Source organism: Veillonella parvula (genome assembly GCF_032550495.1).
In the GTDB taxonomy this organism is placed as follows: domain Bacteria; phylum Bacillota; class Negativicutes; order Veillonellales; family Veillonellaceae; genus Veillonella; species Veillonella parvula_G.
The window spans coordinates 322,097-346,077 of record NZ_JAWFZJ010000001.1; the positions used below are offsets into that span (position 1 = coordinate 322,097).

General features: G+C 37.3%; 25 protein-coding genes and 1 tRNA gene. All 26 read left to right on the forward strand.

The window, feature by feature from the left end:
* Window positions 1–64: 64 nt before the first annotated feature.
* The 26 genes from guaB to sufB all read left to right on the forward strand — a co-directional run bounded on the left by guaB (window position 65) and on the right by sufB (window position 23,974).
* A complete protein-coding gene (gene guaB, locus E6X37_RS01555) occupies window positions 65–1,519 on the forward strand; it encodes an IMP dehydrogenase (RefSeq protein ID WP_004696085.1) in 1,455 nt (484 codons plus the stop codon).
* Window positions 1,520–1,534: 15 nt separating this feature from the next.
* Window positions 1,535–2,257, forward strand: coding sequence for a WecB/TagA/CpsF family glycosyltransferase (locus E6X37_RS01560; RefSeq protein WP_101928340.1), 723 nt, complete (start codon window positions 1,535–1,537; stop codon window positions 2,255–2,257).
* A 14-nt stretch (window positions 2,258–2,271) separates the two neighbouring features.
* Window positions 2,272–2,913, forward strand: a complete 642-nt coding sequence (locus tag E6X37_RS01565; protein ID WP_004696080.1) for a phosphatidylserine decarboxylase family protein — start codon at window positions 2,272–2,274, stop codon at window positions 2,911–2,913.
* Window positions 2,906–3,577 carry a CDP-diacylglycerol--serine O-phosphatidyltransferase gene (gene pssA, locus E6X37_RS01570; protein ID WP_105086749.1) on the forward strand — a complete coding sequence of 224 codons (672 nt, stop codon included), beginning with the start codon at window positions 2,906–2,908 and terminating at the stop codon, window positions 3,575–3,577. Before E6X37_RS01565 ends, pssA begins: the two co-directional genes overlap by 8 nt.
* Window positions 3,578–3,596: 19 nt before the next feature.
* Window positions 3,597–4,859, forward strand: coding sequence for a glycosyltransferase family 2 protein (locus E6X37_RS01575; protein ID WP_004697272.1), 1,263 nt, complete (start codon window positions 3,597–3,599; stop codon window positions 4,857–4,859).
* 17 nt (window positions 4,860–4,876) lie between these two features.
* Window positions 4,877–5,638, forward strand: coding sequence for a 5'/3'-nucleotidase SurE (surE, locus tag E6X37_RS01580; RefSeq protein WP_004697320.1), 762 nt, complete (start codon window positions 4,877–4,879; stop codon window positions 5,636–5,638).
* A gap of 54 nt (window positions 5,639–5,692) precedes the next feature.
* Window positions 5,693–5,776: transfer RNA gene (locus E6X37_RS01585), tRNA-Leu, on the forward strand.
* Window positions 5,777–5,870: 94 nt separating this feature from the next.
* The gene (locus tag E6X37_RS01590) at window positions 5,871–6,662 is read left to right on the forward strand and encodes a hypothetical protein (RefSeq protein WP_105086748.1); all 792 of its coding nucleotides are present in this window, start codon (window positions 5,871–5,873) and stop codon (window positions 6,660–6,662) included.
* Window positions 6,663–6,730: 68 nt separating this feature from the next.
* Window positions 6,731–7,102, forward strand: coding sequence for a holo-ACP synthase (gene acpS, locus E6X37_RS01595; protein ID WP_008601123.1), 372 nt, complete (start codon window positions 6,731–6,733; stop codon window positions 7,100–7,102).
* 1 nt (window position 7,103) lies between these two features.
* The gene (locus tag E6X37_RS01600) at window positions 7,104–8,681 is read left to right on the forward strand and encodes an NAD(P)H-hydrate dehydratase (RefSeq protein WP_316689400.1); all 1,578 of its coding nucleotides are present in this window, start codon (window positions 7,104–7,106) and stop codon (window positions 8,679–8,681) included.
* Window positions 8,678–9,622 (forward strand): ComEC/Rec2 family competence protein, encoded by a 945-nt coding sequence (locus E6X37_RS01605; RefSeq protein WP_302942619.1) that lies wholly within the window; start codon window positions 8,678–8,680, stop codon window positions 9,620–9,622. The genes E6X37_RS01600 and E6X37_RS01605 overlap by 4 nt, the downstream gene beginning before the upstream one ends.
* 244 nt (window positions 9,623–9,866) lie before the next feature.
* Window positions 9,867–10,964 (forward strand): N-acetylmuramoyl-L-alanine amidase family protein, encoded by a 1,098-nt coding sequence (locus E6X37_RS01610; protein WP_316689401.1) that lies wholly within the window; start codon window positions 9,867–9,869, stop codon window positions 10,962–10,964.
* A 3-nt stretch (window positions 10,965–10,967) separates the two neighbouring features.
* On the forward strand, window positions 10,968–11,528 hold the full coding sequence (locus tag E6X37_RS01615; RefSeq protein ID WP_316689402.1) for a GerMN domain-containing protein: 561 nt from the start codon (window positions 10,968–10,970) through the stop codon (window positions 11,526–11,528).
* 112 nt (window positions 11,529–11,640) lie between these two features.
* A complete protein-coding gene (gene thiL, locus E6X37_RS01620; protein ID WP_316689403.1) occupies window positions 11,641–12,621 on the forward strand; it encodes a thiamine-phosphate kinase in 981 nt (326 codons plus the stop codon).
* Window positions 12,611–13,105: a tRNA (adenosine(37)-N6)-threonylcarbamoyltransferase complex ATPase subunit type 1 TsaE gene (gene tsaE, locus E6X37_RS01625; protein WP_302942627.1), complete on the forward strand. Its 495-nt coding sequence runs from the start codon at window positions 12,611–12,613 to the stop codon at window positions 13,103–13,105. Before thiL ends, tsaE begins: the two co-directional genes overlap by 11 nt.
* On the forward strand, window positions 13,089–13,847 hold the full coding sequence (gene tsaB / locus E6X37_RS01630; protein ID WP_316689404.1) for a tRNA (adenosine(37)-N6)-threonylcarbamoyltransferase complex dimerization subunit type 1 TsaB: 759 nt from the start codon (window positions 13,089–13,091) through the stop codon (window positions 13,845–13,847). The genes tsaE and tsaB overlap by 17 nt, the downstream gene beginning before the upstream one ends.
* Window positions 13,847–14,296 (forward strand): ribosomal protein S18-alanine N-acetyltransferase, encoded by a 450-nt coding sequence (gene rimI, locus E6X37_RS01635; RefSeq protein ID WP_004696055.1) that lies wholly within the window; start codon window positions 13,847–13,849, stop codon window positions 14,294–14,296. The genes tsaB and rimI overlap by 1 nt, the downstream gene beginning before the upstream one ends.
* Complete coding sequence (tsaD, locus tag E6X37_RS01640) at window positions 14,293–15,324, forward strand: tRNA (adenosine(37)-N6)-threonylcarbamoyltransferase complex transferase subunit TsaD (protein WP_004696053.1); 1,032 nt, start codon at window positions 14,293–14,295, stop codon at window positions 15,322–15,324. The genes rimI and tsaD overlap by 4 nt, the downstream gene beginning before the upstream one ends.
* A 2-nt stretch (window positions 15,325–15,326) precedes the next feature.
* Entirely contained in the window at window positions 15,327–16,718 is a 1,392-nt protein-coding gene (locus tag E6X37_RS01645) for a sensor histidine kinase (RefSeq protein ID WP_278604475.1), read from the forward strand.
* Window positions 16,719–17,297 carry an ANTAR domain-containing response regulator gene (locus E6X37_RS01650; RefSeq protein WP_278604476.1) on the forward strand — a complete coding sequence of 193 codons (579 nt, stop codon included), beginning with the start codon at window positions 16,719–16,721 and terminating at the stop codon, window positions 17,295–17,297.
* 131 nt (window positions 17,298–17,428) lie between these two features.
* A complete protein-coding gene (gene groES, locus E6X37_RS01655) occupies window positions 17,429–17,710 on the forward strand; it encodes a co-chaperone GroES (RefSeq protein ID WP_004696047.1) in 282 nt (93 codons plus the stop codon).
* 112 nt (window positions 17,711–17,822) lie between these two features.
* A complete protein-coding gene (groL, locus tag E6X37_RS01660; RefSeq protein WP_118091278.1) occupies window positions 17,823–19,448 on the forward strand; it encodes a chaperonin GroEL in 1,626 nt (541 codons plus the stop codon).
* A gap of 333 nt (window positions 19,449–19,781) precedes the next feature.
* The gene (locus E6X37_RS01665) at window positions 19,782–20,198 is read left to right on the forward strand and encodes a DoxX family protein (RefSeq protein ID WP_004696040.1); all 417 of its coding nucleotides are present in this window, start codon (window positions 19,782–19,784) and stop codon (window positions 20,196–20,198) included.
* A gap of 63 nt (window positions 20,199–20,261) precedes the next feature.
* On the forward strand, window positions 20,262–21,518 hold the full coding sequence (locus E6X37_RS01670) for a diaminopimelate decarboxylase family protein (protein ID WP_004696038.1): 1,257 nt from the start codon (window positions 20,262–20,264) through the stop codon (window positions 21,516–21,518).
* A 294-nt stretch (window positions 21,519–21,812) separates the two neighbouring features.
* Window positions 21,813–22,556, forward strand: a complete 744-nt coding sequence (sufC, locus tag E6X37_RS01675) for a Fe-S cluster assembly ATPase SufC (protein WP_004696035.1) — start codon at window positions 21,813–21,815, stop codon at window positions 22,554–22,556.
* 8 nt (window positions 22,557–22,564) lie between these two features.
* Window positions 22,565–23,974, forward strand: coding sequence for a Fe-S cluster assembly protein SufB (gene sufB, locus E6X37_RS01680; protein WP_004696034.1), 1,410 nt, complete (start codon window positions 22,565–22,567; stop codon window positions 23,972–23,974).
* Window positions 23,975–23,981: the final 7 nt, after the last annotated feature.

Below are 23,981 nucleotides of genomic sequence, written 5' to 3' on the forward strand. Positions count from 1 at the left end.
CCGCCTAGTCCATAGGGACTAGGCGGGTCGTAGTTTTGTTTTATTATACGGAAAGGAAAGAAATATGAGAGACGATAAATTCGGTATGCGTGGACTAACTTTTGATGATGTATTATTAATACCAGCAGCTTCGGATATACTGCCTAATCAAGTAGAGTTAAAAACTCAATTAACTCGTGACATTACATTAAATATTCCTATGATTAGTTCTGGGATGGATACGGTTACTGAATCACGGATGGCGATTGCTATGGCTCGTGAAGGAGGTCTTGGCGTTATCCACAAAAATATGTCTATTGAAGAGCAAGCTCATGAAGTTGACAAGGTAAAACGCTCTGAACACGGTGTTATCGTTGATCCTATTTTCTTAAGCCCTCAAAATTTACTATCCGATGCAGCAGAACTTATGGAAAAATATAAAATTTCTGGTGTACCTATCACAGAACATGGTAAACTAGTAGGGATCATTACAAATCGCGATATGCGTTTTGAAACTGATTTAAGCCGACAAATTGGGGAATGTATGACAAAAGATTCCCTAGTTACTGCACCGGAAGGTACATCTCTTGAAGCGGCGAAAGCTATCTTAAGCGAACATCGTATTGAAAAATTACCTCTTGTAGATGGCGACGGTAACTTAAAAGGCTTAATTACGATTAAAGATATTGAAAAAGCGACTAAATATCCAAATGCAGCAAAGGATGGTAGTGGCCGATTATTAGTTGGTGCTGCAGTAGGTGTTTCTCAAGATTTGTATGATAGACTTGATGCGCTTGTATCTGCTAAAGCTGACGTAATTATTGTTGATACTGCCCATGGGCATTCTGCAGGTGTTCTTCGAACGTTGAAGGACATTAAACAAGCGTATCCTCACATTCCTGTAATTGCAGGTAATGTGGCAACTGCAGCAGGCACTGAGGCTCTTATCGAAGCTGGAGCTGATGCAGTTAAGGTTGGTATAGGACCTGGTTCTATTTGTACAACTCGTGTTATTGCTGGCATTGGGGTACCTCAAATTACAGCAGTCTATGAGTCTGCTCAAGTGGGGCGTCGTTATGGAGTTCCTATCATTGCTGATGGGGGTATTAAATATTCTGGAGATATTGCTAAAGCTATTGCGGCTGGTGCTAATGTAGTTATGATGGGTAATATTTTAGCGGGTACTGATGAAAGCCCTGGAGAAACAGTGATTTATCAAGGCCGTTCTTATAAAGTATATCGAGGCATGGGTAGTCTAGGGGCTATGAAACTCGGTAGTAAAGATCGATATTTCCAAACAGAAGCTAAGAAATTAGTTCCTGAAGGTATAGAAGGTCGTGTACCATATAAAGGTATGCTGGCCGATACAATTTTCCAAATGGTTGGTGGTTTGCGTGCAAGTATGGGGTATTGTGGATGTCATAACATCCAAGAAATGATTGAAAACACTCAATTCATTCAAATTACAGCGGCTGGTTTGAAAGAAAGTCATCCGCATGATGTAAGCATTACCGTTGAAGCACCAAATTATAGTGGTTGATAATGGAGTATTACATTGAATAAACGTATTTCTGTTTTATCTGTGCCTATCGATTGTGTCACAATGGATGAGGCAGTCCAACGTATTTTACAATTAACTGAACAGCCGGGGCTACATTTAGTAGCAACGGCTAATGCAGAAATGGTTATGTTGGCTAATGAAAATCCTACATTGCACTCCATATTGAATAATGCTAGTCTCGTCGTTCCCGATGGGGCTGGCATTTTGTGGGCTGCAGAGCGTCAAGGAGAACATGTGCCTGAACGCGTAACAGGTGTAGACGTAACTATGGAATTGTTTAAAGTTGCGGCGACTCATCAAATTCCTGTATACTGCTTGGGGGCGGCACCTGGTGTTGCTCAACGAGCGATTGATAATGTATCTGCTCAGGTAGGTGCATTAAATATAGCAGGAATTCATGACGGATTCTTTGATAGTGCAGAGGAACAAGAAATCATTAAATCTATAGCTGAATCTAAGGCAAAATTGGTATTTGTTGCCTTAGGTGTGCCAAAGCAAGAACAATGGATTGCAGAAAAGTTGAGTCACCTCGATGGCGTAGTTGCCATTGGAATTGGTGGTTCCTTTGATGTCTTGGCAGGTAATATTCCTCGGGCCCCAGAATGGATGCAACGAAATCGACTTGAATGGTTGTATCGATTATATTTAGAACCTCAACGGATTGGCCGTATGTTGGCTATTCCAAAGTTTATGTGGACCGTTATTAGAAATAAATAGAGGAGTGTTGAATCGTGCCTACAGGACCAATAATTAAGGAAGGGTTTCCTCTGATAGGAGCTATGCTCATTATCACTGTGGTGTTAGGATATTTAGGACATTATGTAATTGCGATTATTTCATTTATTCTGGCATTATTTTTCGTTAATTTCTTTAGAAATCCTAAACGTGTAATCCCTCAAGATCCAGATTTGATTTTATCCCCAGCGGACGGTAAAATCATGGATATTTCTGATGTATACGAAGATATTTACTTACATAAAGAGTGTAAAAAAGTAACTATTTTCTTATCTGTTTTTGACGTGCATGCTAATCGTGCGCCTATTGATGGTAAAATTACGTACCGTCACTATACGATGGGTAGTTTCCTACCAGCATTCAAAGATGATGTAGGTTTTGAAAATGAACGTCATACTATTTGTATTGAAAATGATCGTACTTCCGTATTAGTAACGCAAATTGCGGGCCTTTTAGCAAGACGTATCGTATCTTGGACAGACCTAGATAGTGTACTTGAACGCGGTCAGTTGTACGGGATGATTAAGTTCGGTTCCTGTACTGAGCTCTATATGGATAAGGATGTAGAGTTGTTCGTTGAAAAAGGTCAACATATTACAGGCGGTGATACTGTTATCGGGAGGTTACGACATGAATAAATCTATTATTCCAAATTTATTTACTAGTGCAAATTTAGCATTTGGTGTTCTTGGTATTACGTTGTCTGCTACAAATAATACCTTCTGCGCAGCTATATGTATATTATTGTCTCTAGTAGCAGATGGATTAGATGGGCGTGTAGCAAGAGCTTTAGGAGTTGCAGGACCAATGGGCCGGGAACTTGATTCTCTGTCTGATGTAGTGGGATTTGGTGTAGCGCCTGCGTATATGCTTTATATGAAAGAATTATATGGTTTAGGATGGATTGCATATGTGCCACTATTAGCCTTTGCAGTGCTTGGTGCATTTCGTTTAGCGCGATTTAATATTAAAACTGACGAAGTTCATGGCTATTTTGAAGGTTTACCAATTCCAGCCGCTGGATGTTTAGCGGCGACTTACGTATTGTGTGGCGTATCGGTACCTCAATTTGTGTTGGTAGTTTGTATGATTGGTATAGGTCTCCTTATGGTTAGTGAAGTTAAATATCCCGATTTTAAAGGTAAAAGTGAGATTTATATCAATAAACTTTCTATTGTACTCACAGCCATATTTGTTATAGCTTGTCTCGTGTATGATTGGCATACATGGGCCGTTATGATTTTTGCTGGCTATGTAATGTTTGGGCTTATTAACGGGGCTTTAAATATAGTACGTAAATAGATGTGTGGAGGAGAATAGTATGAATTACCTACTGGATCTATTACTGATTCCTATGCAGGTAATAATCGTAATTTATACGGTTTATTATTTTATACTCGCTGTCGTAGGTATGTGGCGATCGCGAGTACATAAAAATTATACCCCTAAAAATTCCTTTGCCATCGTTGTATGCGCTCATAATGAGGAAGCTGTTGTTGGTGAGTTAGTTAAAAACTTACGTGGCCTAGATTATCCTGATGATCTATACGATATTTTTGTAGTTGCCGATAACTGTACAGATAAGACTGCGGAAGTAGCAAGTGCTGCTGGCGCTAATGTACATGTACGTGAAAATAAACAAGAAATAGGTAAAGGTTATGCCATGGGGTGGATGTTTGATCGGGTAGAACAAATGGATCGGAAATATGATGCATTCCTGATTTTTGATGCCGATAATTTAGTACATCCTCAATTTATGTTAGAAATGAATGATCATCTTGAAAAAGGTGAGTCTGTAATTCAAGGTTACTTGAACTCTAAAAATCCAACTGACTCTTGGGTAGCCGGTACGTTCTCTATCGCCTTTTGGATGGTTAACCATATGTGGCATTTAGCAAAATATCGTCTTGGATTATCTACGGCTTTAGGTGGTACAGGCATGTGTATTCGTACATCTATTATTCGCGAATACGGTTGGGATTGCAATAGCTTAACCGAAGATATGGAATTTTCCATGAAACTATTGACTCATGGTATCCGTACTTGTTGGGGGCATGATGCTATCGTATACGATGAAAAGGTTACGACTATGATGGCTTCTTGCAGACAACGTTTACGATGGGCTCAGGGGCAATTTGACTGTGCGGGTCGATATATTCCTAAATTATTTGCTATTGGTATCAAAACAGGGAATATTATGATTTTGGATGGTATATTCCAAGTGAGTCAACCTTATTTCTTATTGTTGACAACCGTATACTTGGTGTTATCCTACATCAATGCGTATACTCCAATTTATACAAATATTTTGTATCAAATTATGCCTATGTCTGTATGGACAATTATAGGTGTTGGTCAATATCTATTCCCATTAATTGTATTGTTGAAAATCAAGGTACCACCAAAGATTTGGTTCTACTATTTACTATATCCATTATTTGTTTACTCTTGGATTCCAGTAAATATTTTAGGGTGGTTCCGCCGTCATAATAAGGTATGGTCTCATACAGTCCATACGAGAGCTGTGGGCTTAGATGATGTTAAATTAACACGTATGGGCAATATGAATAAGAATGAAAAATAGAATCTGTAGGAGTGACTATGCATATTTTAATGTGTAATGACGATGGCATTTTAGCAGATGGTTTACGTCATCTTGCATCGTATTTAAGTCAATATTATAGAATTACCGTTGTAGCACCTGCTAATGAGCAAAGTGCTAAATCCCATGCATTGACGACCGAGGTTCCATTGAAATTAGATGCTTGCAATGGCGAGGATGAAAATCCTCGCCTTTATGCTCTAACGGGAACGCCGTCCGATTGCATGAAGTTCGGTCTCAGTTATTTATTGACTGATGATATGCCAGATCTTGTAATTTCTGGAATTAATCATGGATTTAATTTAGGCTCTGATGTATTGTATTCCGGCACTGTTTCGGCAGCTATGGAAAGTGGTTTTTACGGTATTCCCGGTTTAGCATTATCTGTTGAGAGATATTCTGTTGAACGGGGAGACGAGATGCATCCATTTATACATGAATTGATTGAGAAAATTTATGTGGCGGGTCAGTTTAGCGGTTTACTAAATGTGAACTTCCCATTACGTGGCACATGTGATTGGGATCATTTTAAAATGGTGAGCCAAGGCTTACAAACCTACAGTAATATTATCGAAGCTCGCATTAATTCAAGAGGACAGGATTATTATTGGTTAGCTGGCGAGCTAGACTATGGTGCTGAAAGTGTTCCTACAGATGTAGAATTTGCCCGTAAAGGCTATATTACAGGTGTCGCACTTACATGGAAACAACAATGTGATACGGATATGAAAAGGGTTCAAAATATTTTAGATGAAATATAAAAAATATGTTGACATTGCTTAGGGATGTCTGTATAATAACAAATGTTCCGATACGCCGGAGTGGCGGAATGGCAGACGCACTTGACTCAAAATCAAGCGGGTAACACCGTGTGGGTTCAAGTCCCACCTCCGGCACCAACATTAGGCGGTAAGACTTTTGTCTTACCGCCTATTTTTATATTTATGAATTTATATACTATAATATACATTATTAATTTCGTGAGGTGACAGTATGGATCAAGGTATAATTGATTATATTACAAATATTTTTGATATTCCTAAACTTACTCAACAGGTTAGCGCTGTACAGATGCCATTGCCATTATCTCGCTTGGCAGAAATACCATTAGATGGATCTGTAAATCAGTGCCAAGGATTTTGTTATAATTCCAAAAAAGACGTTTTTGCTTTAGCTTGTATTAATTCAGATAATACGAAGCAAATTATTTATGAAATTAATCCAAAAACTTTTACTGTTGTTGCAAAATATGAGTATAGTTATAAAAGTTTATTAGGTCATATGAATACCTTAACTTATAATTCTGTCAATAATCGTTACTATACAACAAATGCTGTTGTAAATGGATATAACCTTACTCCTATTGAAGCGGATAGCATGATTGTTGAAGCACCGATTAAACTAAAAGAGAAAGTTTTTAATTTTGCATATGATAAAGTACGCAATGAATATGTATCAATTGTGCCTTTAACAAACTCTGAACGGACAATTAATTATTACGACTCCAATTTTAATCGTATTCGTTCTTATAAAATTGATGCTAATCATACAAACTTAAATAATAACGGTGCTTACGCAACTAATGGAAATACTTTATTTACGACGTTGACAACCTTTGTATACGTCGATGAAGAGGGAGTTGTTAAAAATATTAGCCCTTATGCTTCTGGAATGGAAGTAGAAGACATGGATTGTCGAAATGGTCAAATGTATATGGCGGTCAATCGCAAAGGTAAAGTTGAAATTTATAGTTTGTCTAGCCTACCATTTTCGGTAAATGTCTAGATACTACCTATGTTTTAATCCCCTTTATGAGTGTATAATAATAGTATTAGGGTATTTTAGGAGCTATTATGAAATTAGGGAATGATATTATAGAGATTGACCGTATACGTCAAGCTATAGAGAAATCAAGTTCATTTAAAGCGCGCGTTTATACGATTCATGAGATTGAATATTGTAAAAGTCGGAATAAAGGATGTTACGAATCCTTTGCAGGTATATATGCTGCAAAAGAGGCTTTTATTAAAGCTTTAGGCACAGGGATGAGGCATGGATCATGGCAAGATATAGAGATTTATCATGATAAATGGGGCGCACCCTTAATTCGTTTACAAGATACTTTCAAAGATATTTACGAAACATCAGGTTATACTGATATTCATGTATCGATTAGTCATTGCAAGGATTATGCAATGAGTACAGTTATACTTGAAGGAGCATAAGATGAATATTTTAACTACAGAAGATGCTCGATTTATAGATCGAGAGGTTCCTAAGCAATTAGGAATTTCTTTAGAAATCCTCATGGAAAATGCTGGACGTGGTATCGTAGATGCCTTATGGGGAGAGTACGATTTATTTTCCCTGAATAATGGTCGTTCCATAAATAGTTTTGTTTTATTTATATGTGGTACGGGTAATAATGGGGCAGATGGCCTTGTAGCGGCTCGCCATTTTATGGAGCAAGGCGTACCAGCACAAATTGTACTAGTAGGAGATATAAACAAGTGTAGTGATCTTTTTGCAGTGCAAATTGAGCGCTGCAAAGCTATGGGCTGTAGCATCGATATGTATGATGAATTCAATGATTGGTCCAACGTAGCCATCGCTGTGGAAGGCATCATGGGAACGGGCGTTACTGGAAGGTTAAGAGAGGTGACCATCGATATATTGAATGATATTGATACTATGCGTAGTCAGTATAATTTTGATTTGTGGGCTATTGATGTACCTGCAGGTTTGGATGCTACTACTGGTCATGTAGCAGAAGGCACACTGACCTATGATTATACTGTTACTTTTGGAGCTATCAAACAAGGTTTGTTATTATATCCCGGAAAGGCTGTAGGAGGAACCGCTGTGGTTGCTCCATTGGGTGCTCCTTGGCAGCAGGTACTGGGTGAACGTGTTAGAACTATAACCATTGATTCTGATTTAGCCGAAAAAATTATCAACTATCGTACGCCAATGGCGCATAAAGGTGTCAATGGAAACACTTTAATTATTGGTGGTTCAAATGATATGATAGGAGCCCCTATTTTGGCTGCTGAAGCGGCAGTTCATAGTGGTGCTGGTAAAGTAACATTGGCCGTGCCCCAAATAATCAAGCAGGTTGTACAAAGTCGTGTCATACCTGAGGTGATGGTTACTTCTACAGAGAATAATAAAGAACTTTTTGATTGTCGCCAAGTTGTTGCTATGGGACCGGGGTTAGGTCGCACTTGTGAAATTCCTATTTTAGTAGATAATATTTTAGATGCTTATGAAGGAGCATTAGTACTAGATGCTGATGCTTTGTATGCATTAGGACATGTTGGCAGTGTTAATAAAGATGCTTTGCGAGATGGAGATACTAAGTCTGCATATACAGTGGAAAGAGAACTTCCATATTGTGTCATGACACCTCATTTAGGTGAATTTAGTAGACTTATTGATTTACCTATTAAATGGATTGAGCGTCATTATATTACGTTGGCTAGAGAATTTTCTAAGGCTCATCAAGTTATTCTTGTACTAAAAGGAATTCCTTCAATTGTGGCATTACCTGATGGAACAGTGTATGTAAATACTATCGGTAATACGGGCATGGGGACTGGCGGTATGGGCGATGTGCTGACTGGTGTAACTGCTGGTTTTATAAGTCAGGGTTATTCACTACAAGATAGTGCTGTTCTAGGTGTATATGTACATAGTCGTAGTGCAGATATTCTGAATGAAACAAAGAGTTGGGGTTATACTCCGAGTGATGTCAGTGCTTCTTTAGGCTGTGTTATTAGTGAATTATTGGGAGATTATGAATGACAAATATAATACAACGCTTTATAGCTTTCTTGCTAGTATTATGTATTCCTATCTTCGCCATTGCAGGATGCACAAATAATGATGTAGCAAACGCAGCAAATCAAGTAACTACTAATGCTAATGGGGCTTACTCTATCGATACTAAAACGACTGTCCCTGAAGGTAAGCTAGATGTATATATGCTAGATATTGGTCAGGGGGATGCTATATTACTTAAGGTAGGCGATGAGTATAGCATGATCGATACTGGTGACATAGAACATCGTGAAAATATTGTAGCTCAACTTAAAACTATGGGTGTAACAAAGTTAAAAAATATTATTATCACGCATCCTCATGCTGATCATATGGGTGGTTTTTATGCTATTGCAAAGGCTATGCCTATTGAACATGTATATGATGATGGTATTGCTGTTGATAATAATATGTACAAAACCTATGAAAAATGGATTGAGAAAAATAAAATTCAACGAACTACTTTGAGAAGTGGAGATGTAGTTGATTTTGGACATGGTGCTGTCTTTGTAGTATATGCTCCTTGGGTTGAACCTTTGACTGATAAAAAAGGAGAGACAGATCTTAATAATAATTCTATTGTAGGTAAATTAATCTTCGGTAAATTTTCTATGCTCTTTACGGGTGATGCTGAATTACAAGAAGAGAAAAAACTTATAAAAGAGCAGAATTCTAGATTGTTTTCTCGTATTCTTAAGGTAGGTCATCACGGTTCTCGTACAAGTAGCTCTGAAGATTTTTTGAAATCTATTAAGCCTGAAAGTGCATTAATTTCAAATGGCATGTATAATAAGTATGGTCATCCTCACGATGTGACATTACGTCGTTTACAGGAAAATAATATTGCTATTTACCGTACAGATACGATGGGTCGTATTCATATTAGTACGGATGGGAATGAATGGCAAATTACAACTGAACGTTAGTTTTGATTACTTATACAAAAAATAATTTTATGAAACTGTTTTTTGTGTATTCTGAATAAGGTCTTTATATAGTAATATGTGTAATCGGCATACTAATCTTCATGTTTGTATGAAATAATCTATTTATAATCTAACATTAGTTTATGGATAGATTGGAACGATGAGATTTTGATAGATAAAAATATCATCGACTCATCTCTATGGTTTGGACACTATGTATGTCAGTTAGATTGGAGTGAATGTATTGCGTAAACTATTTTTTATGTGCCTTGCAGTCTTGATGGCAATACCTTTATTATTGACGCAAGCAAAGGCAGCTAATTTAGAAGATGCTCGATGGGTGACTAGAACAGATGCACCTGTACCGTATGTTCGTATTGTTATGGACTTATCGGCACCTATAAAGGCGTCTGCATCAATTAGCAAAGATGGGAAAACTACGACTGTTACTTTAAAAAATACAAAGCTAAAGACGGCTAAAGAGAACATTTCTATGGACTCGGCTATTGCTAGCTCTGCCAAATTTTCACAAGATGGCAGAGATGTTAAAGTAACAATCAAGACACCTTCATCTATTGATACTAGTGATGTAAAGGTTTTTTCCTTGAAAAAAGATACGGTTAATAAGAAACCGTATCGTATCGTTGTTGATGTTCAGAAAAAAGGTGTTGCAGCTAAGCCCGCTTACTATGGTAAAAAGCCATCTCAATCTGCGCATCCAGCAAAAAATGTATCTACAGAATCTGGTAAATACTCTACTAGTGGCGGTTTATCTGGTAAAACAATTACTATTGACCCAGGACATGGTGGTAGTGATTCAGGTGCTATTGGACCTCACGGTGTACAAGAGAAAAACATTACACTACCGATTTCTATGTATTTGAAAAAAACTTTAGAAAATCGTGGTGCTAAAGTGCTTATGACTCGTACTACCGATGTAGATGTATATGGCCCTAATGCAAGTGGTGTTGATGAATTGGGGGCTCGTGTTAACGTGGCTAACCGTAGCAATTCTGATGCTCTTGTAAGCGTTCATATCAACGCATTTAATAATCCTAGCGTTGGTGGTATTGCAACATATTACTATAGCAAAACCGGTAACGATGCTCGATTAGCGCAAAAGGTACAATCTCAAATTGCTAACACACCTGGTTTCAATGGTGATCGTGGCATTCAAGAAGGTAACTTATACGTGTTGAGACATTCTAATATGCCTGCAATTCTTGTAGAGCTTGGTTTTATTTCTAACCCTAATGAGGAACGTGTGCTACAATCTCCTCAAACTCAAGAAGACTTTGCTAACCGCATTGCAAATGGTATTGCTAATTACTTTGGAGGTTAATCGATGAAATTACGTAAACAAGTTCTATCGATTCTCTGTGTAGGTATGCTGGCATTTGTAGTGGGTTGTACACATGAACAAGCTCCTACAACAGGTAAAAGTGAACCTACGCAAGAGACGAAAGTCAATAAGGATGCAGAAACAAGTAAAGTATCTCAAGAAAAGGTTAAGATGGCCTTCTTTGTTCCTACAGAGGATGGTTCTGGGGTAAAACAAACTACCATTGAGATAGAGGCGAATAAAGTTACGCCTAAAGCAGCTCTTTTAGCGATGTTAAATGCTGATAGAGCACAAAAATATCCAGTGTTCTCTAAGGATATTGAAATTACATCTGTTACTGTAAAAGATGGCATTGCTTCTGTTGAAGTAAATGATGCATTCATAAAGGGTAATGGAGGAGATTTAACTGTTAAGTTACAAATGGCTGCCATTGTAAATACATTGACATCCTTTGATAATATTAATGGTGTTCTATTCGTCAATAATGGTAAAAAGGTTCCAACTGTAGGCTCCTTTGATACTAAAGAACCTGTTAAGAGAATGACGAATCTAATTAAAAAATAATTCCTTTAGGAACATTTATAGCAGATAGTTGATATATCAACTATCTGCTATTTTTGTTGTCTTTTATATATGTTACAATACAATAAGTAATAATAGGAAACTAGGTGATCAGATGCAATTAAAAGATGTTGGGGAATTTAATTTCATTCGCCAAATTCAAAATAACACGATTTACAACCCTAATACCGTAGTGTACGGTATTGGTGATGATTGCGCTATTTATAAAACTGAACAAAATACAGAGCAATTGATAAGCACTGACACAATGGTAGAAGGTATTCATTTTAGCTTTCACTATATGAAGCCCTATGATGTAGGGTATCGTCTTATGACGGCTAATTTGAGTGATGTTGCGGCTATGGGTGGCATTCCTAGACAAATTGTATTATCTCTTGCTGTACCAGACCATATTGATACAGCAATTCTTGATGAAATTTATAGGGGAATTAAAGATCAATGTATGCGGTATCAACTCAATATATTGGGTGGAGATACGGTACGTACGGAAGGCCCCATGGTTTGGACCGTAACAATTATCGGAGAGGTTCCTAAAGGTACTGCGGTTATGCGAAGTGGTGCGAAAGTAGGAGACGTTGTTGGTCTTACAAACTATGTAGGCTATGCAGCTACAGGTTTAGGTGCGTTATCATATAATTTAGTAGGCTATGATATGACCAAAGTGGGGCATCAACGTCCTGAACCACAGATTGAATTGGGGCAAAAATTGCGACGACTTGGTATCCATAGTATGAATGATATTAGCGATGGACTAGGTAGTGAATTGAATGAAATCGCTGTAGCTAGTAATGTTTCTATTGTATTTGAAGAACAAGCAATCCCTTTACACGAGGAGACTTACGAATTAGCTAAGCATTTACAAACTAATCCAGTAGATTATGCTTTGTATGGTGGAGAAGACTTTCAGTTAGTCTTTACAGCGCCAAAATCACTACTTTCGGAATTGGAAAAACTAGCAGGCATTACGTTGATTGGAGAAGTTTTATCTGGCCCTCCTCGGGTTCAAATGGTAACATCCGATAAAACGATTAAGACCATAGAAGCGAAAGGATATAATCATTTTCATGAAGGATAAGGTACAGGTTCATTTAAAGACTCATACAGTAGAAGACACACAACAATTTGGCCAATTATTAGGTGCATGGGTTAAACATAATGGGCATCCTCTTTGTATAGCACTTATTGGTGACTTGGGGACAGGGAAAACACATTTGTCGCAAGGCATTGCAAAGGGCTTTGGGGTTACTGAAGAAATTACAAGTCCCACCTTTGCTATCATGAATACCTATGATGTGAATAGAACTCATTTATATCATTTTGACGTATATCGCTTGGAAGATGTTAGTGAACTGGAAAATATTGGCTTCTATGAATATACAGAAGAATGCGTATCCATTGTAGAATGGGCCGATAAATTCCCTCATGAATTACCTGATGAAACGTTATGGATTTATTTAACGCGCATTGACGATACAAGCCGTTCCATTACATTAGCTAGTGATTACCTTACAGCGGATGATTTAGTAGAAATAGGAGGCCCATATGTGGTTGGGAATTGAGACGAGCTCACTCGTGTCGAGTGTGGCTTTAATGGATGAAAGTTGCCTAATTGGGGAATTGACCATTCAAGCTGGATTGACTCATTCTGAGCAGTTGGTACCTCATATTGATATGTTATTACGAGCCTCTCAAGTTAAAAAAAGTGAATTAAAAGGTATTATGGTTAGCATTGGGCCTGGTTCTTTTACAGGGCTACGGATTGGTATGGGAACAGCCAAAGCTATGGCTTATGCCTTACAAATTCCTTTATATGGTGTAATGACCATGGATAGTTTAGCTCGTAATGTAGCTTATACAGACCGCACGATTTGTACTATTATCGATGCTCAGAAAAAACATGTTTATGCAGGTATCTACAAATATGATGGTAATGAACTAGTCTGCAAAGAGGAACCTTTTGTCATTGCTGCTAATGATTTATTAGATCGACTCCGAGCATCTGAAGAGCATGTTGTATTCCTTGGGGATGGCGTTAAGCGAATAGAAAAGCTACTAGATGAAAGTGATACAAATTTAACGATTTTAGATATATCGCAACGTATTCCAAAAGCTAGTTCTCTATTACTGGCTGGCCGTAGATTGGTAGTCTCTGAAGAGAGTTCTGACCCTATGGATATGGTTCCTTATTATATTCGACGGTCAGAAGCAGAAGTGTTATGGGAAGAACGCCATAAAAATAATCCTGAAATGTTGAACCAAAATCCTACAGTTATAGTTACTGAGGCAGCGGGAGTCGAATAATGGAGATTCGTTTGGCTACAATAGATGATGCTCAAGCTATCTATGCTATTGAACAACAGTCTTTTTCTGTTCCTTGGAGTTTAGAATCTGTTCTCGTTGAGTTAGAAGGGGCATCAAATAAATTATATATGGTAATTTGTGAGGAGAACAAAATTGTTGGATATGCAGGTGCTTGGCTTGTATACGATGAAGGTCAAATCACGAATATCGCTATTATTCCTTCCGCACGAGGTAAGGGATATGGATCAAAACTTACCAAGCAATTAATAGATGAATGTCTTACGAGAGGTATGAAAGAAATTTTCTTAGAGGTGCGCATATCTAATTTAGCAGCATTGGCTATGTATAGAAATTTAGGATTTTCTGTAAAAGGAATTCGTAAAGATTATTATTCAGAGCCTACGGAAGATGCTTATATTATGTCTCTCGTTTCAGAGGAAATAGAATGAGTATATACACATTAGCCTTGGAAAGTAGCTGTGATGAAACCTCTGCTTCTGTCCTTAAGGACGGGCGCACCGTTTTGTCTAATGTTATTTCAAGCCAAGTACCAATACATAGAAAATTTGGTGGCGTTGTACCTGAAATTGCATCACGTCATCATATAGAACAAGTTATACCTGTTATAGACCAAGCATTACGTGATGCGAATGTGACTCTACAAGATATCAATCATATTGGTGTTACGTATGGGCCAGGTCTTGTAGGGGCTTTATTAGTTGGTGTAGCTGCTGCAAAAGGGTTATCCTTTGCTACAGGGATTCCCTTGGTGCCAGTGCACCATATGGAAGGTCATATTTTTGCTAACTTTTTAGCTAATCCAGAACTGGAGCCTCCGTTTTTAAGTCTCGTTGTATCTGGTGGTCATACCATGTTAGTACATGTAAAAGGATATGAAGAATTTGATGTTCTTGGTCAAACACGAGATGACGCAGCTGGCGAGGCTTTTGATAAGATTGCACGGGTTATGGGATTCCCTTATCCAGGGGGCCCTCATATAGATGCCCTTGCCGTTGAAGGGAATCCAGAGGCTATTGAATTTCCAAAGGCTTTAAGTGAACCAGGTAATTTTGAATTTAGCTTTAGTGGTTTGAAATCCGCAGTTTTAAACTATTTAAATAGTAAGCAACAAAAGAATGAGCCTATCAATCAAGCTGATGTGGCTGCATCGTTTCAAAAGGCCATCGTAGATGTGTTAGTAGAAAAGACGAAAGATGCCGCACATACTTTAGGTGAAAGTCGTATTACTATTGCTGGCGGTGTATCAGCTAATAAAGGATTACAAAAGGCTTTAGAAGCTATGTGTGTAGAAGAAGGCTTTACTTATTACAAACCACATAAAATATTGTCTACTGACAATGCTGCCATGATTGGATGTCGAGCTTATTATATGGCGCAGGCTGGAAAATTTGGCGATTTAACATTGAATGCAAAGCCTAGTGTTGAAATTGGATACGTATCTTGGAAAGAGGATTAATCGTGGATATTGGTCAAGATATTTTAAATAGAACACCATTAGGACCATTACAAACCTCATTACTTGAGCATATTAGTAAACTCATATCCTTTGGCGAGTCTTTAACTCGTCAAAGGATACAGATTTTTACACCCCTACTAGAGACAGGACAAGGTGAGAGATCACAACAATGTGCAGATATGCTATGTATAGAACGCAGTGATCAAGGGATTACTACACGTCAATTAAAAGGCAGTCATACGTGGCATGCTATGATGAAAGATGGTCAACCACTTATCGGGTTAGATGACAAACAGCGTCAACATGTCTTTCCTATCGTAGACAACGGAGGTCGTATTATTGGGGGTATATCTTTTACATTATCACCATCTATTAAGGCAGAACAATATGAGCAAGAATACCTTTTGTCTGATACGATGCAACGTCTTATGCTGACAGCTACCGATGAACAAATATTGTCTTATGAACCCATGTCCTATTTTGATGGTTTAATTATTTTCGACGACACTTATAAAATACTGTATGCTAACGATGCAGCTATGAAGTTAGTAGATGTATTAGGCTTTGACCGTCGCTTGGTAGGTTCATCAATTTTTAGCAGTACCTTAAAAATGTCCGCTATACAGCAGGTATTATCAGATAGAAGTATACTTACAAATGAAGAAATCTACCAAGATATGGTAATTCGTCAGCACATGATTCCTATTGCTATGGGGCGCAATGAAACGAGGTGCTTTTTAGTTCTTCATGATTGTACTCGTGAAAGTAAACAGCAACAAGAATTATTGGTTAAAAATTCCATTATCAAAGAGGTTCATCATCGTGTAAAAAATAACTTACAAACTGTAGCAGGGTTATTGCGTATGGAGGCGAGACGCTCTAGCTTACCAGATGTAAAGCAAGCACTCAAAGAGGGGATTAATCGTATCGAGAGCATGGCTCTAGTTCACGATATAGTGTCTCATTACGATGAGGATTATATTGGTATCCGATCAATTTACGATGAATTATGTCGTTTGTTGCGTATGAGTATGGTGCGACAAGATCAAGAGGTTACTTTTACTTACAGTGGCGAAGATATGCTAATTTCTTCTCATATGGCGAGTTATGTATCTCTTATAATTAATGAATTGATTACGAATAGCTTAGAACATGGGTTAGACGGGAATCGTGGAAATGTTCATCTAGCAGTTACTGATGCAGGTAGTACAATTAAACTGGCTTTTACAGATAACGGAAAAGGATTGCCTAGTGATTTTTCTGTTTCGTCTAATAAACGGTTAGGTTTAACAATTATTAATAATTTAGTTACTCATGAATTAAAAGGAAGTTTATCCATAGAAAATACTGGAACAGGTGTATTGGTGACGATATATATGAAAAAGGAGGCATAAATGCGCGTTTTAATCGTGGATGATGAATCCCTAATACGTATGGATTTACGAGATATTATTGAGTCTTGTGGTCATGAAGTCGTTGCAGAAGGTACAAATGGTGTTGAAGCTTTAGCACTTTGTAAAAAACATAAGCCAGATATTATATTGATGGATGTTAAGATGCCAGAATTAGATGGTATTGAGGCGGCACGTCAAATTGGCTTTCACCATGAAGCACCTGTAGTATTATTAACAAGTTATAGCCAGCAAGATTTAATCGATAAGGCTCGAGATTCTGGTGTATATGGCTATTTAATTAAACCATTACGGGAGGAACAGTTAGTTCCTACCTTAGAGATGGCTTTAGGTCGCTATAAAAGTGATGCTCAGTTGCGTGAAAAGATGGCTGAGCTAGAACAGTCATTAGAAGATCGTAAAATCATTCAAAAGGGAACTGGTATATTAATGGAACTATATTCTATATCTGAAGTGGAAGCGTATAATCGGATCCGCACTTTAAGTATGAATAAACAAATATCTATTATAGAAACATGTAATCTCATCATTAAACAGTCTAATAAGTCAAATAATATCTAAAAAGTCAAAAAATCAAAATTAGTACTTGCAATTATTTTAACTTCGGTTATAATAATACTTGTGATTAGCACTCAATGAGTTAGAGTGCTAATAAATTATGGAGATTAACTAGTAAAAAGGAGTGACATTATATGTTAAAACCATTAGCTGACCGCGTTCTTATCCGTCTAGAAGCAAAAGAAGAAAAAACTAAAAGTGGTATCTTCCTTCCTGATACAGCTAAAGAAAAGCCTCAAGAAGGTGTAGTTGTAGCTGTAGGTGCTGGTAAAGTATATGACAATGGTCAACGTGTAGCTCCAGAAGTTAAAGTTGGCGACACTGTTATGTTTGCAAAATATGCTGGTAGCGAATTAGAAATCGATGGCGCTACTCATTTGATTATTAGCGAACGCGATATTTTAGCAGTATTATAATCGCTGATTTATAGTCTATATGACTATAAAAACTGATGATACATTCTATATTGCCTAAGGGCACATATATTTCGTTACATTGGATAGTGTTACTATTTAGGAGGTAATACATATGGCAAAAGAAATCTTGTTTAATGAAGAAGCTCGTCGCGCTTTAGGCCGTGGTGTCGATCAATTAGCAAATGCTGTAAAAGTTACATTAGGTCCAAAAGGTCGTAATGTTGTGTTGGATAAAAAATTTGGTTCCCCAACAATTACAAATGATGGTGTAACCATTGCTCGCGATATTGAACTTCCAGATCCATTTGAAAACATGGGGGCTCAATTAGTAAAAGAAGTTGCTACTAAAACTAACGACGTAGCAGGTGATGGTACTACTACCGCAACAGTATTGGCGCAAGCTATGATTCAAGAAGGTATGCGCAATGTAGCAGCCGGTGCAAACCCAATGATTTTGAAAAAAGGCATTGAAACAGCAGTAAAAACTTTGGTTGAAGAAATTAAAAAACGCTCTATCAAAGTTTCTGGTAAAGCTGAAATTGCTCAAGTTGCAAGCGTATCCGCTGCTGATGAAGAAATCGGTGGTTTAATTGCTGAAGCTATGGAAAAGGTTGGTAATGACGGTGTTATTACTGTTGAAGAATCCAAAGGTTTGCAAACTGCATTAAATGTAGTAGAAGGTATGCAATTTGATCGTGGTTACATTTCCCCTTATATGGTAACTGACCCTGATCGTATGGAAGCCGTTATGGATAACCCATATATCTTGATCACTGATCGTAAAATCAGTGCCATCGCAGACATGTTGCCAACACTTGAAAAAGTAGTAAAAGTAGGCAAAGAACTTCTTATTATCGCTGAAGATGTAGAAGGGGAAGCATTGGCTACATTAGTAGTAAACCGTTTGCGTGGTACATTCAAAGCTGTAGCCGTTAAAGCTCCTGGCTTTGGTGATCGTCGTAAAGCTATGCTTGAAGATATCGCTATCTTAACAGGCGGTACTGTTATTACTGAAGATATGGGTCGTAAGCTTGATTCTGTAGAGCTTGAAGATCTTGGTACAGCTCGTCAAGTTCGCATCACTAAAGATGAAACTACAATCATCGATGGCGCAGGTGATAAAGATGTAATTGCTAAACGCGTTAACCAAATCCGTGCACAAGTTGAAGAAACATCTTCTGATTTCGACCGTGAAAAATTACAAGAACGTCTAGCTAAATTGTCCGGTGGTGTTGCAGTTATCGAAGTAGGTGCTGCTACAGAAGTTGAACTGAAAGATAAGAAACTTCGCATTGAAGATGCATTGAATGCAACTCGTGCAGCTGTTGAAGAAGGTATTGTAGCTGGTGGTGGTACTACATTTATCGATATCATCCCTGCATTGAATACATTGGAAGCTACTGGTGACGTTCAAACTGGTATTAACCTTGTAAAACGCGCTGTAGAAGAACCACTTCGTCAAATCGCATACAACGCAGGTCTCGAAGGTTCTGTAGTAGTAGAAAAAGTTAAAAATACTGAAGCTGGTGTAGGTTTTAATGCCTTGACTGAAGAATACATCGATATGGTTAAAGCTGGTATTGTTGACCCTGCAAAAGTTACTCGTTCTGCTCTTCAAAATGCCGCATCTATCGCATCTCTTGTATTAACTACTGAAACAATCGTAGCTGATAAGGTAGATGAAAATGCAGCAGTTCCTGCAATGCCTCCAATGGGTGGTATGGGCGGTATGATGTAATCAGCTGCTTAGAATTAATTTTATAAGAAATATAATAATCCTAATGAATTGTGAATTACATTTTTCATATTCATTAGGATTATTTTTTACTGATAAATTAATCTATTGTAAGGGTGTAATATTTTAAATAAGATATTATTATATTCAAGCTGACCAGATTTAAAGTGACTAGATTATGTTGATTACATCGATAAAATTGATTTTGTATACAATGTATGATATAATTCTATAGAATTTAATAGTGAGTCTTATTGACATAGTTATTCTCTAATAGTATAATTAATGTATCGAATTTATTCGATTTGTTATATTTGAATTGAAAGAAGGATCACTATGTTGAACTTTATTTTTAAAAGTAAACCTAATTATGTAAACTTTGGCTTATTGATTTATCGCCTTGCATTGGGCATTTCCATGTTTTATCATGGTTATTTAAAATGGCTTAGCGGAGCTGAAGGGCTCTACAAAGTAGGGACTATGTTAGCACCTTTAGGCGTATCCGGTGGTTATGAGATGCTAGGCACTATGGCAGCACTTGCAGAAATGATTGGTGGTATTCTCATTGCAGTAGGATTATTTACACGTATTGGTGCTATTCTAGTTGTAGGTACTTTAGCAACTGCGACTATTGTGAGTTTGAATGGTAGTTTCTTTAGCTGGGACTACCCATCTCAATTAGGCTTTGGTGCACTTATGTTATTCTTTGCTGGTGCTGGTCGCTTTAGTTTAGATAAAGCTTTATTTAAATAATTAGGAAATTAGAATAAAAGACTCATCGGCTGATGAGTCTTTTATTTATGTAGAAAGGTTATCATGAACAAAAAAACAGTTCCATTCACGTCAGAACAATTAGAAAATATTATTGCTCAGTATCCAACTCCATTCCATATTTATGATGAAGAAGGAATTATTGAGAATATGAAATCTTTCATCAATGCATTCTCTTGGAATAAGGGATTTAAGCAATATTTTGCAGTTAAAGCAACTCCAAATCCGTATATCATGCGTTTGTTACAAAAGCTTGGGGTTGGCGCAGACTGTTCTTCCTTAGCGGAACTACTTTTATGTGAAAAAGTGGGTATTACGGGCCATGATATTATGTTCACATCTAATGACACACCGTATGTGGAGTATAAAAAGGCACTTGAAATGGGTGCAATCATCAATCTTGATGATATTACACATATCGAATATTTAGAAAAAAATCATGGCTCTTTGCCAGATACATTCTGCGTGCGTTATAATCCGGGTTCTTTAAAGGAAGGGGGCAATACAATTATTGGTCTTCCTGAAGAAGCTAAATATGGTATGACACGCGAACAAATATTTGAAGCGTATAAACAATTACAAGCTAAAGGTGTAAAACACTTTGGTATTCATACAATGGTTGTTTCTAACGAACTTGATATTGACGGTTTAGTTGGTACAGCAGAGCTTTGCTTTAATCTTGCTGTAGATATTAAAAAAGAACTTGGTATCACTATTGAATTTATTGATTTAGGTGGAGGTGTAGGTGTAGCTTATAAACCAGAACAAACACCAGTAGACTTCCGCGTATTAAGCAAGGGTGTAGAAGAAGCGTATAATCGGATTTTAGTAGCTAATGGACTTAATGATGTAGCATTGGCTTATGAATGTGGGCGTATGGTAACAGGTCCATTTGGTTACCTTGTTTCTACTGCTATTCATAAAAAAGATATTTATCGTCATTACATCGGTTTAGATGCTTGTATGGCAAATCTTATGCGTCCGGCGTTGTATGGCTCTTATCATCATATTACCGTAATGGGGAAAGAAAATGCTCCCAAGGATCATGTATATGATGTAACAGGCTCCTTATGTGAAAATAATGATAAATTTGCTATTCAACGAGAGCTGCCAAAAATTGATATTGGAGATCGTGTCATCATTCACGATGCTGGTGCACATGGACATTCTATGGGTTTCAATTATAATGGTAAATTACGTTCTGCAGAGTTATTGCTACATAAAGATGGCTCTGTTACACAAATTCGTCGTGCTGAAACATATGATGATTTATTTGGAACTCTTGATTTTTCAAATCTATAATTTAATATTGAGAATCGAATAGGATGAGAATTAATATTAATAAAAACCTATCAATATATGTAATACTTGATATTCTTTTAATTCCTGTATATTTTAGTAGGAATATCTTGCTATCATTTAGATAAGAATGTATAATGAGTGTAGATTGTTATGCACATACTTGCTAAGTTGGCGAGAATTACGGCGGTATTCACGTTAGTGCGTACCGCCTTTTTATATGTGTCAGTATATACGTTTTATATATAATGAGTGTATGTTTCTTATGGTTACATACAAATAAAAGGAGTGAACATTTTGGCTGAATTACTTCAGATAAAAGATTTAAAGGTATCTGTTGAAGAGAAACAAATCTTGAAAGGTATTGATTTAACAATTAATAAAGGTGAAATTCATGTTGTGATGGGGACAAATGGTGCTGGTAAATCTACACTTGCTAATGCAATCATGGGTAATTCTACATATACAGTAGATAGTGGTTCTATCATTTTTGATGGTAAGGATATTACGGAAGATGCAGTAAACGATCGTGCAAAAGCGGGTATTTTTATGTCCTTCCAAAATCCAATTTCTATTCCTGGTATTACTGTAGAAAACTTCATTCGTACAGCTAAATCCACAATTACTGGTGAAAATGTACGTGCATTATCTTTCAAAAAAGAATTGAAAGAAAAAATGGATGAATTATCCTTTGATTTATCTTATGCGCAACGTTATGTAAATGAAGGCTTCTCTGGTGGTGAACGCAAGAAGAATGAAATTCTTCAAATGTCCATTTTGAATCCTAAATTGGCTATTCTTGATGAAACTGATTCTGGCCTTGACGTAGATGCGGTTCGTATCGTATCTGAAGGTGTACAACGTTTCCATAACGAAGAAAATGCTGTATTAATCATTACTCATCATAACCAAATTTTACAAAAACTAAAACCAGACTATGTTCATGTGTTGATCAATGGCAAGATTGTTAAAACTGGTGATGCTTCTCTTGTACGTGAAATCGAAGAAAAAGGTTATGACGCATACAAAGCATTAGCATAGGAGGCATAATGGAAGAAAGAAAGAAAACCCAAGTCGCGGATATGGACCGTGGCGTCTATGATATAAAGAACGAATTTGAATATTCTTATATCTCTGATGCCGGTTTAACAGAAGATATTATCCGTGAGATTTGGTCTAATAAAAATGAACCAGAATGGATGCTCGATTTCCGCTTAAAGTCTTTGGAAATCTATAATCGCATGGGCATTCCGAATTGGATTCCTGATATCTCGGGCTTAGATATGGCAAATATTCATACATATGTTAAGCCTAAAGTAGATATGAAAGAAAACTGGGATGAAGTTCCAGAAGAAATTAAAAGTACTTTTGACCGCTTAGGTATTCCAGAAGCGGAAAAAACATCTCTAGCTGGTGTTGGTGCTCAATATGATTCTGAAGTTGTTTACCACAGTATTCAAGAAGATCTTGTTAAGCAAGGTGTTATCTATACTGATATCGAAACAGCATTACATGAACATGAAGAAATCGTAAAAAAATACTGGATGACATTAATTCCACCTACAGACCATAAATGGGCTGCTCTTCACGGTGCCGTTTGGTCTGGTGGTTCCTTCGTATACGTTCCTGCAGGTGTACAAGTAGAGATTCCATTGCAATCTTACTTCCGTTTGAATGCACCAGGTGCTGGTCAGTTCGAACATACGATGATTATCGTAGAAGAAGGGGCTAAATTGCACTTTATCGAAGGTTGTTCTGCTCCTAAGTATGATGTGTCTAACCTTCATGCAGGCGCTGTTGAACTGTTCGTTAAAGATAATGCTACATTGCGTTATTCTACAATTGAAAACTGGTCTAAAAACATGTACAACCTTAACACAAAACGTTGTGTAGTAGGTAAAAATGGTACAATTGAGTGGGTATCTGGTTCCTTTGGCTCCAAAGTTTCTTGTTTGTACCCAATGAGTATTCTCAATGGTGAAGGTGCACATGCTGAATTTACAGGTGTAACATTCGCAGGTGAAGGACAATTCCTCGATACAGGTTGTAAAGTGGTACATAATGCACCATATACAACAAGTAATGTAAACTCTAAATCCATTTCTAAATCCGGTGGCGCTGCAATTTATCGTGGCCTTTTGAAGATTGGCCCTAAAGCTGAACATTCCAAAGCAACAGTTTCTTGTGAATCCTTGATGCTTGATGCTGAGTCTCAATCTGATACAATTCCGGCTATTATCGTAGAAAATGACAATGTGGATTTAGGTCATGAAGCTAAAATCGGTCGTATTTCCGACGAAGCAATTTTCTATCTTATGACTCGTGGTATTAGTGAAGAAGAAGCTCGTGCGATGCTCGTTCGTGGCTTCGTAGAGCCAATCTCTAAAGAATTGCCACTTGAATATGCAGTAGAAATGAACAATCTAATCAATCTTGAATTAGAAGGTTCTATCGGTTAAGGAGGAA

Excerpts from the sequence above, each read along its gene's own strand:
- E6X37_RS01575 (WP_004697272.1), top strand. The coding sequence starts at position 3,597 with ATGAATTACCTACTGGATCTATTACTGATTCCTATGCAGGTAATAATC.
- surE (WP_004697320.1), top strand. The coding sequence starts at position 4,877 with ATGCATATTTTAATGTGTAATGACGATGGCATTTTAGCAGATGGTTTA.
- E6X37_RS01650 (WP_278604476.1), top strand. The coding sequence starts at position 16,719 with ATGCGCGTTTTAATCGTGGATGATGAATCCCTAATACGTATGGATTTA.
- pssA (WP_105086749.1), top strand. The coding sequence starts at position 2,906 with ATGAATAAATCTATTATTCCAAATTTATTTACTAGTGCAAATTTAGCA.
- groL (WP_118091278.1), top strand. The coding sequence starts at position 17,823 with ATGGCAAAAGAAATCTTGTTTAATGAAGAAGCTCGTCGCGCTTTAGGC.
- E6X37_RS01665 (WP_004696040.1), top strand. The coding sequence starts at position 19,782 with ATGTTGAACTTTATTTTTAAAAGTAAACCTAATTATGTAAACTTTGGC.
- tsaD (WP_004696053.1), top strand. The coding sequence starts at position 14,293 with ATGAGTATATACACATTAGCCTTGGAAAGTAGCTGTGATGAAACCTCT.
- guaB (WP_004696085.1), top strand. The coding sequence starts at position 65 with ATGAGAGACGATAAATTCGGTATGCGTGGACTAACTTTTGATGATGTA.
- E6X37_RS01600 (WP_316689400.1), top strand. The coding sequence starts at position 7,104 with ATGAATATTTTAACTACAGAAGATGCTCGATTTATAGATCGAGAGGTT.
- rimI (WP_004696055.1), top strand. The coding sequence starts at position 13,847 with ATGGAGATTCGTTTGGCTACAATAGATGATGCTCAAGCTATCTATGCT.
- tsaB (WP_316689404.1), top strand. The coding sequence starts at position 13,089 with ATGTGGTTGGGAATTGAGACGAGCTCACTCGTGTCGAGTGTGGCTTTA.
- acpS (WP_008601123.1), top strand. The coding sequence starts at position 6,731 with ATGAAATTAGGGAATGATATTATAGAGATTGACCGTATACGTCAAGCT.
- tsaE (WP_302942627.1), top strand. The coding sequence starts at position 12,611 with ATGAAGGATAAGGTACAGGTTCATTTAAAGACTCATACAGTAGAAGAC.
- E6X37_RS01605 (WP_302942619.1), top strand. The coding sequence starts at position 8,678 with ATGACAAATATAATACAACGCTTTATAGCTTTCTTGCTAGTATTATGT.
- thiL (WP_316689403.1), top strand. The coding sequence starts at position 11,641 with ATGCAATTAAAAGATGTTGGGGAATTTAATTTCATTCGCCAAATTCAA.
- E6X37_RS01615 (WP_316689402.1), top strand. The coding sequence starts at position 10,968 with ATGAAATTACGTAAACAAGTTCTATCGATTCTCTGTGTAGGTATGCTG.
- E6X37_RS01590 (WP_105086748.1), top strand. The coding sequence starts at position 5,871 with ATGGATCAAGGTATAATTGATTATATTACAAATATTTTTGATATTCCT.
- sufB (WP_004696034.1), top strand. The coding sequence starts at position 22,565 with ATGGAAGAAAGAAAGAAAACCCAAGTCGCGGATATGGACCGTGGCGTC.
- E6X37_RS01670 (WP_004696038.1), top strand. The coding sequence starts at position 20,262 with ATGAACAAAAAAACAGTTCCATTCACGTCAGAACAATTAGAAAATATT.
- groES (WP_004696047.1), top strand. The coding sequence starts at position 17,429 with ATGTTAAAACCATTAGCTGACCGCGTTCTTATCCGTCTAGAAGCAAAA.